The 9,837-nt window shown below is 71.3% G+C and carries 7 protein-coding genes; 4 read left to right on the forward strand and 3 right to left on the reverse strand.

Translation table 11 applies throughout. The annotated features are described in order from the left end of the window. Window positions 1–19 precede the first annotated feature (19 nt). From K8625_RS22335 to K8625_RS22345, 3 genes are all read right to left on the reverse strand, one after another. Window positions 20–676 carry a hypothetical protein gene (locus tag K8625_RS22335; RefSeq protein ID WP_223750391.1) on the reverse strand — a complete coding sequence of 219 codons (657 nt, stop codon included), beginning with the start codon at window positions 674–676 and terminating at the stop codon, window positions 20–22. 90 nt (window positions 677–766) lie between these two features. Continuing rightward, entirely contained in the window at window positions 767–2,050 is a 1,284-nt protein-coding gene (locus tag K8625_RS22340; protein ID WP_223750390.1) for a hypothetical protein, read from the reverse strand. 1 nt (window position 2,051) lies between these two features. Beyond that, complete coding sequence (locus K8625_RS22345; RefSeq protein ID WP_223783834.1) at window positions 2,052–4,811, reverse strand: TonB-dependent receptor domain-containing protein; 2,760 nt, start codon at window positions 4,809–4,811, stop codon at window positions 2,052–2,054. Window positions 4,812–5,147: 336 nt separating this feature from the next. Here K8625_RS22345 and K8625_RS22350 point away from each other — a divergent pair, with 336 nt between their 5' ends. The 4 genes from K8625_RS22350 to K8625_RS22365 all read left to right on the forward strand — a co-directional run bounded on the left by K8625_RS22350 (window position 5,148) and on the right by K8625_RS22365 (window position 9,805). Continuing rightward, the gene (locus K8625_RS22350) at window positions 5,148–6,257 is read left to right on the forward strand and encodes a GRAS family protein (protein ID WP_223783835.1); all 1,110 of its coding nucleotides are present in this window, start codon (window positions 5,148–5,150) and stop codon (window positions 6,255–6,257) included. Between the two features lie 31 nt (window positions 6,258–6,288). Beyond that, window positions 6,289–6,795 carry a CinA family protein gene (locus tag K8625_RS22355; protein ID WP_223783836.1) on the forward strand — a complete coding sequence of 169 codons (507 nt, stop codon included), beginning with the start codon at window positions 6,289–6,291 and terminating at the stop codon, window positions 6,793–6,795. A 102-nt stretch (window positions 6,796–6,897) separates the two neighbouring features. Next, window positions 6,898–7,296 (forward strand): STAS/SEC14 domain-containing protein, encoded by a 399-nt coding sequence (locus K8625_RS22360; protein ID WP_223783837.1) that lies wholly within the window; start codon window positions 6,898–6,900, stop codon window positions 7,294–7,296. Between the two features lie 274 nt (window positions 7,297–7,570). Beyond that, the gene (locus K8625_RS22365; RefSeq protein ID WP_223783838.1) at window positions 7,571–9,805 is read left to right on the forward strand and encodes a M4 family metallopeptidase; all 2,235 of its coding nucleotides are present in this window, start codon (window positions 7,571–7,573) and stop codon (window positions 9,803–9,805) included. The last annotated feature ends 32 nt before the right edge of the window (window positions 9,806–9,837 follow it).

Consider the following 9,837-nt stretch of genomic DNA (forward strand, 5'->3'; position numbering starts at 1 on the left):
GTGCGGTGAGCCGAGAAGCTCAGCGGCGCGAGTCCTTGCGCGCCTGCGTGCGCCGGTTGCGACCCTGGACATGGGACGCGCGCCGCATCGAGCTGAAGCCCTGCTGCTTGCGAGCCCCACCCTTGCGGCGCTGGGCCTTCATCTCGCGCACCGAGCCCGTCGCGGTGCGACCCGCGGCGCTCATGCGGCGCACGGGCTTGCGCCCACCCACGGCTCGCGTCGCCGTGCCCGTGCGCGTCCTCCGCGCGCCGCCCGTGGTCCGCGTCGCCGTCCGAGTCCTCCGCGTACTCCCACCCGCGGCCCTCGTCGTCCTCCGGGCCCCCGTGGCCTTCCTCGTGACACGGGCCCGCTTGGCCATCATCGCCTCCTGGCGGTCCAGCATCGCCAGGCGCTTCTCGAAGCGCATCAGCGCCTGACGGAAGTAGGTGGCCTTGCGCCGCGTGTTCGCGTTGCCCTCGGCGCGCTTGGAGCGCGTGGGCGTGCGCCTGCCCAGGGCCTCGCGCCGCTGACGCGTGGCCAGGCCGTCATACTTGTCCATCAGCCGCCGCGCGCGCTGGATGCGACCTCGCAGCTCGCGGCGGGACAGCTCCATCAGATTGCGGGGCGCGCTGGCGAGCACGAGCTGGGCTTCGTTCTCCGTCAGCAGGGACATCTTCTTCTCGGGCGTCGTACGCAAGGGCCTGCTCCTTCGAGGCAATGTGGACTACCTCGCGCAACGTCGACACGTGTCCCCCGGGCAGCAACCTGCTCTCCAGGGCGATGGCCCCTACTCGAACACCGAGAGCTCCGAGAGCGCGGAGATGGGAATCGTCCACGAGCCTCCTCCCGCGAACACCCGCAGGCGCACGAAGCGCACCGGCACCTCCCCCGTCAGCGCCACCTCGACGAAGCGCGCCGGACGCTTCATGTCCAGCGGCCCATCCCCATAGGGGCTGTCCTCCGCCGTGTGGTCGAGCGCGGTGGAGAAGCTCGGGTCTCGTATCTCGACGTCGTCGTAGTTCTCGTACGGCGCGCTCCCCAGCGTCGCCCAGCTCCCTCCATCCAGGCTGCCCTCCACCTGGAAGAGGAGCTGGGGCGTGGCGCTCGAATGCAGCTCCACCTCCCGGATGACGGCGTGCCGGGGACGGATGGGGGCCTCCCACTGGAGCACCACCTCGTTCACGCCGGAGTCCACCTCGCCCTGCGTGGTGCGCACCTTGCGCAGCAGACCATCCGTGTACGGACACGGCTCGCCCACGGGAGCAGGCGTGCACGCGGCCCCTCGGCTCACGGGGTGCAACGTGCCCACGGGCACGGGGACACGCGGACCCCGCCACTCCACGCGGAACGACACCGAGCTGTCATTGGAGGCCAGCGGGCGGAAGATCCACGTGCCCAGGCTCACCGCGCGCACCTGCGCCTCCACCCCGGCGAAGTCCTCCAGTTGATAGGGATTGGGACGCCAGGGCGCCGCCGCGTCATGGACCTCCCAGAGCCTTCCTCCCGGGCCATGCAGCTGGACCACGGGGTAGGGCGTCCACGGCTCGATTGCCACCAGGTCCGGCGAATCGCCCGACTCCCATTGCATCAACCGCCCCGAGGGCGGCAGCGGCGGCACCGGCGGCGCCGCGTCGAACGACAGCGCGAGCCCTTCCGCGCCCCGCCCCACCGTCAGGTTCGGCGCCCACGGGCGCAGGGGAGGAATCTCCACGTCGTCCTCGAAGACGAAGGACGTGTAGACGCCATGCCCCGCCTCGAGCGGCGCGGCCAGCCGGAAGCGGTACTGCGTCCGCTCGTACTCCCCCTCCTCCAGGGCGTCTCCGTGGAGCACCTCCAGCGTGACCTGGCCCCCACCCTCGCTGCGAGCCTCCGTGTAGGGCTTGAAGCCCTCGTTCTCGGGGTGCTCGTAGCTCGGCTGGCGCGTGCGCTCCAACGTCAACGCGACGTCCGGGCGCGGCGAGCCATCCAGGTGTTGCAGGAGGCCGTAGACGAAGACGGGGTCCTCCGGCTTGCGGTCGCAGCCCGTGACGAGCAGCGCGACGAGGGGCAGGCAACGAAGCAGTCGCGGCATGTCAGTAGGTCCCCTTCGCGCCGAGCAGCGGCAGGATGATGGGAAAGCGCGTGGGCTTGCGCTCGGGGCGCAGGGCCTCGTCGAAGCCGTAGTCGTACGCGAACACCTCCTGCCGCGCGGACACGTTGAGGATGTCCAGGTACGCGTCGAGCGTGAAGTCCTCCATCGCCCAGGACTTCGCCACGCGCAGGTCCACGCGGAAGAACGCGTCCAGGCGCTCGGCCTTGTCGCGGTCCTGTCGCACCCAATCCTGCGTCCCGTCCGCGTCCGTCACCAGGCGCTGCGTCAGCGTGGTGATTTCGCCGGACTCGGGGCGGCCGGTGTTGAAGTGCACCACTGTTCCCACCGTCCAGTTGTTGCCGAGCTTGTAGCTGAGCGCCGCGTTGAGCACGTGCGCCTGCTCGAAGGCGAAGGGCAGCGTGCCCTCCACCGTCTCCACCACGCGGTCATCATCCCCGTACCGGTCGAAGCGCACGCGCCGCTTGCTCTGCAGGAAGCTGTAGGAGACCCAGCCGAACCATTCCCCCCCCAAGGGGTGTCGCGCCATCAGGTCGATGCCGTACGCATACCCGCTCGCGGACGGGTCCGGCGTGTCGAGCCCCCGGCGACGGCGGTTCTCCACCACCTGCCGCAGGTCCAGCTCCACCGTGCGGGTGAGCGGGTTGTAGAAGACGTCGCCGCTCAGCTCCAGGCCCTCCATCGCCTTCCACTCGCCGCCCACGTCGAACTGCAGGCCCTCCTGGAGCCCGTGGCGCAGGCTGGACGTGTCCACCGCGGGCAGGTGCACCAGCACCGTGGGCGTCTGGTGGAAGACGCCCGCGCCGCCCTTGAGCACCAGCGCGTCCGTGAGCTGGCGCCGCACCGTGAGCCTCGGCTCCGCCACCGTGTGGTTGATGCCGGGGGACAGGTGGTAGTTGTCCACGCGCACGCCGGGCTGCACCAGCCATCCGGGCGCGGGCAGCCACGTCGCGGAGAGATACGCGCCGGAGAACAGCGCCAGCGAGGACGGGCTCTTGAGCGGGTCCGTCGTCTCGCCGGGCCGGCTGCCGGGAGGAATGCCGGTGCCCCGGATGTCCGTGGCCGCGCGCCGGTGCTCGAGGTCGCCCCCGACGGCGACCTCCAGCGTGTCGCTCAAGCTCCGCTTCCAGCCCGCGCGCGCCGCGAAGGTGAGCTGTTCGAGCGCGTACTCACCGACGTCCTGGTAGTCGATGGCGCCGCTCGCCGTGCGGAAGGACTCCTGGCCGGTGAACCCCAGCGCATCCGTGCCGAAGGTGAAGCCCACCTCCGCGTCGCCGCCCGCGAGCGGGTGCGTGCCGCGCAAATCCACGCGGTGGAAGCGCGAGACGATGCGGCCGCCCGTCATGCCCACCCAGTCGAGCGAGGGCGAGGAGCCCACGTCGTCCGAGCTGCCCAGCGCGAACAGCCGCAGCCGTCCCTGGCCCACCTTCTGCTCGACGCGCGCCTGGTAGTCCCAGAAGTCGGCGTGGAGCTTCTCCGTCTCCGCCGAGCTGAGCAGCTTGGAGCCCAGCGTCATCAACAGCGCCGAATAGCTGAGGCGCCCCGCGACGCTGACGGAGGTGCCTGTGCTCTCGAACGGGTACTCGATGAAGCCGCCGGCGTTGATGGGGTCCACCGAGGCGGTGACGTGCAGCCGGTCCTCGCGCGGACGGCTCAGCCGGCCATCCACCGCGCCGCCCAGCAGCCGGCCGTACTGCACCGGCGGCGTGCCCGGGAAGAAGTCCACGGTGTCGATGAAGTCCGGGTGGAGCACCGCCGGCCCGAGCATCAGGTGGTACAGCATGGGGATGCGCACGCCGTCGAGGAAGAAGCCCGTGGCCGCGGGCTGGCTGCCGCGCACCACCGGGTAGCTGATGCCCGAGGCGAGGCTGCCCACGCCGGGCATCAACATCACCACGCGGAACGGGTCTCCCAACGTGCCGGGCACCTCGCGCAGCTCCTGCTCGTGCAGCGTGATTCGCGTCACCTCCGTGCGCGGGCGCTCGTCGCGCACCACCGTCTCGTACGGATTCACGCGGCCGGGCTGCAGCCGGTAGATGACCTGGAGCGCCTGCCCCTCCGACAGCGTCTCCTCGAACGTGCCCGGTTGATGTCCCGGCGCGCGCACCTCCACGCGGTGGACGCCGGGCGGCAGCGCCAGCGTGAAGCGCCCGTCCGCGCCCACCGCGCCCGAGGGCTCGGTGGCGCCGTCGACGAAGAGCGTGGCGTCCGCGAGGGGACGGCGCGTGCCCCGGGCCCGCACCTCTCCGGAGAGGCTCGCGGCGGAGCGGGGCACGGGTGCGGGCGGCTCGAAGCGATAGACGAAGGGCAGCCGCACCGCCACCGGCGCGCCGGCGAGCACCGCGGGCGTGAAGCGCAGCCCGGCCGCGGCCTGGCGCGCGGCCTCGGTGAGCCGGGGCTCCTGGGGCGCGGCCACGACCTTCACCCCGGCCACCGCGCCCTCCACGTCCACCAGGAGCTCCAGCGTCACCTCGCCTGGCGTGCCCTCCAGCCCCTCGGGCCACGCGGCCGGGGAGGGCGTGACGAGCGTGGGCGGCTGGAGTCGGGCCTCGCGGCCATCCTCGGTGACACCCAAGCGCTCCGCGTCGTCGGCGGAGAGCACGGTGCCGCCGTCGCTGGCCTGGAGCTGGACCTCGATGGCGCGCGCGTCCGACGCGGGCGAGGGGACGCCCTGGGCGTGCGCGAGGACGGACAGCGTGGTGAGGACGAGCAGCGGGAGGAAGACACCGCGTCTGGAACGCATGAGGCCCCCTTCAACACCCGATGACCGCGGAACTGTCACTCCGGCGAGTCCTCAGGTGGGCGCAGCCTCGCCCCGTCCCTCCGGCGCGTCGAATGGTTTGTTCGATTACGCGGGAAGTCATGCATCCCGCGTGCGGTGGGTCCCTCACGGCGAGTCCTGGTCGCCGGGTACGAGTCCGTCGTCGTCCCGAGGACGGCCGGGGCGCACGTTCGTGCGTCCGCGTGTGTGGCAACTCACGGAGGAAGGGCGCGGGCGTGGGGCGCGGGTGGAGGGCCCGGGAGGGCACCATTACCGTTGAGTCCACGCGGGGCTTCTCGTGGGGAAGGAGTCGGGGCGATGCGCGCGCAGAAGGAGCAGCTGCTCTTCCAGGCGATGGAGCAGGGCCTGTCGGGACGCGTCGACGAGGCCACGGCGTCGCTGGGGGCGCTGGAGTCGATGCTGGACGTGGACGCGGTGCCCGAGGACCTGGGCTACCAGCTCTTCGCCACCGCCGTGAGGCATCGCCTGGCGGGCGCGGGTGCGGGGAGCCGCAATCCCTATCTGCACCCCGACGCGAGCGAGCGGCAGATTGATTTGTTCCGCTCGCTGATGGCCCACATGCCGCTGGCGTCCACGGCCGACGCGCTGGCGAACGCGGTGCTGGAGTCGCTGCTGGGGGGACAGGAGGAGGCCACGTTGGTGGACGTGGGCATCGGCCAGGGACGGCAGGCCGTGCGGCTGTTGCAATCCCTGTCACGACGCGGCGCCCTGCCAGGGCGGCTGACGCTGGTGGGCGTGGACCCGAGCGGGGCGAGCCTCGCGCAGGCGGAAGCCACGACCGCGCGCGTGGCCCGTGAGGTGGGCGCGAGCGTGTGCTTCATCGGCGTGGAGTCCCCGGTGGAGGCGCTGAGCGAGGCGACGTGGGCCCGGCTGCGCGCATTGTCGGGACCCCGGGTGGTGAACGCGGCGTTCGCCCTGCACCACGTGGCGGAGGCGCCGGACAGCCAGGGCCCGGCCCGGGACGCGGTGCTGCGGCAGCTGCGCGCGCTGGAGCCCGTGGCGCTGGTGATGTGCGAGCCGAACACGGACCACTTCCAGGCCGCGCCCCTGGAGCGCTTCGGCCACGCGTGGCGGCACTTCACGCACGTCTTCCAGTTGCTGGACTCCCTGGGCGTGCCGGGCGAGGAGCGCGCCGCCATCAAGCGCTTCTTCGGGCGCGAGGTGGAGGACGTGGTGGGCACCGTGGACGAGTCGGCCCGCTGCGAGCGCCACGAGACGGCGCGCATGTGGATGGCGCGGCTGTCGCGCGCGGGCTTCGAGCCCCTGGAGCTGCTCGAGCACCTGGGCCCCGACGGCGTGCACCCGGCGCTGACGCTGGAGCGCGAGCCGGGCGTGGTGGGCCTGCGCTGGAGGGACGAGGTGCTGGTGGCGGTGCTGGCCGTGAAACCCGCGCCTGCCCGGAGTTGAGGCCCGCGGCCCTCCGCGCGAGGATGGCGCGGTGACGCCGCGAAACGACGGACAGGAGCAGTCGCTGGAGGAGCGCGTGCTGGAGCGCTGCCGGAGCGCGGGCGTGCGGCTGGTGCTGGTGGAGGCGTGCACCGGCGGGCTCTTGTGCGGGCGGCTGACGCAGGTGCCCGGGGCCTCGGCGGTGGTGGAGCGCGGCTTCGTGCCGTACTCCGACGAGTCCAAGGTCGAACAGCTCGGCGTCCCGCTCGAGCTGCTCCAGGCGCATGGCTCGGTGAGCGCCGAGGCGGCGGAGGCCCTGGCGCGCGGGGCGCTGGAGCGCTCGCGCGCGGACTGGGCCGTGGCGGAGACGGGCATCGCGGGCCCCGGAGGGGGCACGCCGCACAAGCCCGTGGGCCTGGCCTTCATCGCGGTGATGCGGCGGGGCGGAGCGGCGGCGGTGGAGCGCCACGTCTTCGCCGGGGGCCGGGCCCAGGTGCGCGACGCCGTGGCCCGCCGCGCCTTCGCGCTGTTGCTCGAGCGGCTGAGCGTCGAATCCTGAACCGGACATCCACCCCGCACTCCCGGGTGTCTGGGCTCTCCACCAGCGGGCTCCTACGCTGTGGGGGCGCGCGACGCGCGTGCTGGTGGCGAAGGAGCCCGGGTGTTCCGAATCGACGTCGACAATGCGCACGCCATCGTGGGCTTCGTCCTGGAGGGCTACATCCGGGTGCCGGAGATGGAGGCCTTCGTGACGGAGCTGGAGCGGGCCACCGACTCGCTCGCCGGCCAGGACATCAAAATCCTGGCGGACCTGCGCGCCTTCCGCCCCGCCTCGCCCGAGGCCGCCAACATGATTCGCCGTGTGCAGGAGTACGGCCTGCGCTCGGGCGTGGTGCGCGTGGCGGAGCTGGTGGAGAGCGAAATCGTCGCCCTCCAGCTCAACCGCGTGGCCCAGAACAGCCGCACGGACCGCATCCTGCGCCGCTTCTGGGAGGAGTCTGCCGCGCGCCTCTGGCTCATCCAGGGGGACGCGGCCGAGCCGCCCCAGCCGCGCCCGTGAGCCGCGCGAAGTCAATGCCTCTCAAACCCCGTTGAATCCCTGACGCTGACAGACGTGTTTTCAGGCGGGCTCGACTTCTACCGCCAGACACGCTCTTTCGAGCCGTTGTCCTACCCTTGTGCTGGCCATTTCTCGTCGCGCGAGGATTCACACGTAAAGCAAATTGACGTGTCTGGGTTGGAAATATATCGAAACATGAATAATGGCTTTTACGTTTGAAATCGTGATTCCATGTGTGTCACGAATAAATGGCCTTTTACCGGAGGTCTTGCGTTTGGCTCATCGAGTCCTGAAGACGATTGGCGTGGCCTGCTTGGGTGTTGCGCTCACCGCGTGTGGCACCACGGAGTCCGCGCCGGACGAGGCGAAGGCGCCCGAGGTGAAGGCGGGGGCGGACATCCAGCAGTCGCTCAAGAAGCTGCCGAGCGCGGGCGTGGCGGGGGCGCACACGGACGGCGTGCCCGACACGCTGGTGGGTGAGCTGGGCAAGGTGGAGCGCACGCTGTCGGCGCTGGGCGTGGGCCAGGCGGCGTTCGCGGCGGCCCCGGCGCTGACGGACATCGCCCCGGTGTTCCGCCTGCGCGCCGACGACCTGTTCCTGCAGCGCGCGCGCACGGACAACCAGGGCAACCAGCACCTGCGCTATCGCCAGACGAAGAACGGCCTGGAGGTGGTGGGCGGTGAGCTGATGCTGCACGTGCGCCCCGACGGCAACGTGTACGCGGCCAACAGCTCCGCCCGTGACGGCGTGGACCTGCCCGCCACGCCCCGCGTGGACGCCGCCGCGGCAGCGAGCGCGGCGGCCCGTGCCACCGCCGGCACCGGCATCGCCTCCGAGGGCCAGCCCCGGCTGGTCTACGTGCGTGACGACGCGGGCACGCTGTTCCTCGCCTGGCACGTGCGCGTGACGGGCACCCAGCCCTCCGGCATCCCCCTGGTGGACAACGTCTATGTCGACGCGCTCGGCAAGGCGGGCGTCGTGGCGCGCCACCCGCTCATCCACACCGCCCGCAACCGCGCGGTGTACACGGCCAACAACGGCACCACGCTGCCGGGCACCCTGCGCCGCGGCGAGCTGGGCGCGGTCACCAACGACGCGCACGTGGACCAGAACCACACGCAGCTGGGCTACACGTACGACTGCTACCAGACGCTGTTCGGCCGCGACTCGTTCGACAACGCGGGCGCGGAGCTGCGCAGCACCGTCCACTACAGCAGCAACTACGTGAACGCCTTCTGGAACGGCAGCCAGATGGTGTACGGCGACGGCGACGGCGTGAACTCCATCGAGCTGGGCAAGGACCCGGACGTCACGGTGCACGAGCTGACGCACGCGGTGACGGAGCGCGAGTCCAACCTCATCTACTCCGGCCAGTCCGGCGGTCTGAACGAGGCGCTGTCGGACACCTTCGCCGCCATCTGCCAGAGCTGGGCGTCCGGCACCTGGAGCACCGCGCCCGCCATCTGGATGATTGGCGAGCAGGTGTGGACGCCGAACACGCAGAACGACGCCCTGCGCTACATGGATGACCCGAGGAAGGACGGCGTCTCGCTGGACCACCTCGACAGCTACACGTCCAGCACCGACGTGCACTACAGCTCGGGCATCCCCAACCTGGCCTTCGCGCTGCTCGCCAAGGGCGGCACGCACCCGCGCGGCCGCACCACCATCAACGTGCCGGCCATCGGCGTCGAGACGGCCGCGCGCATCTGGTACAAGGCCAACACGGACATCTTCACGGAGGGCACCACGTTCCTCCAGGCGAAGACGTGGACCATCCAGGCCGCCGCGGACCTCAACTACAGCCAGGCCATCCAGGACGCGGTGAAGGCGGCCTGGGAGGCGGTGGGGGTCAACGGCGTGTGGACGCCGCCGGTCTCCATCCCGCTGACCAACGGCACGCCCGTGACGGGCATCTCCGGCACGCTGGGCAACGAGAAGTACTACTCGCTGGTGGTTCCGGCGGGGACCACCAAGGTGGTGTTCACCACCACGGGCAGCTCGGGTGACCTGGACCTGTACGTGGGGCGCGGCACCCAGCCGACCACGTCCAGCTACGTGTGCAGCTCCGCGGGCAGCAGCAGCACGGAGACGTGCACCCTCAACAATCCGACGGCGGGCACCTACCACGTCCTGCTCTACGCGTACTCGGCCTACTCCAACGTGACGCTGACGGGCACGGCGAGCGCCACCGTGGGCAACGTGCTGCAGAACAACGTGCCGGTGACGGGCCTGTCCGCCGCCACCAGCGCCAGCGTGAACTACACGATGGACGTGCCGGCCAACACCCGCGTGACGTTCGCCACCAGCGGCGGCACGGGTGACGCGGACCTGTACGTCCGCTTCGGCTCGGCCCCCGGCACGGGCTCCGGCACCTACGACTGCCGCCCGTACCTGGGTGGCAACGCGGAGACCTGCCAGCTGACGAACTCCACGGCCGGCAAGTACTACGTGATGGTGCGCGCCTACTCGGCCTTCACGGGCGTGACGCTGAAGGGCTCCTACTAGCTCCAGGAGCTTCGAGGTTCGGGGTTGGACGG

This window comes from Myxococcus sp. AS-1-15 (genome assembly GCF_020037055.1).
GTDB classification, from domain to species: Bacteria; Myxococcota; Myxococcia; order Myxococcales; family Myxococcaceae; genus Myxococcus; species Myxococcus fulvus.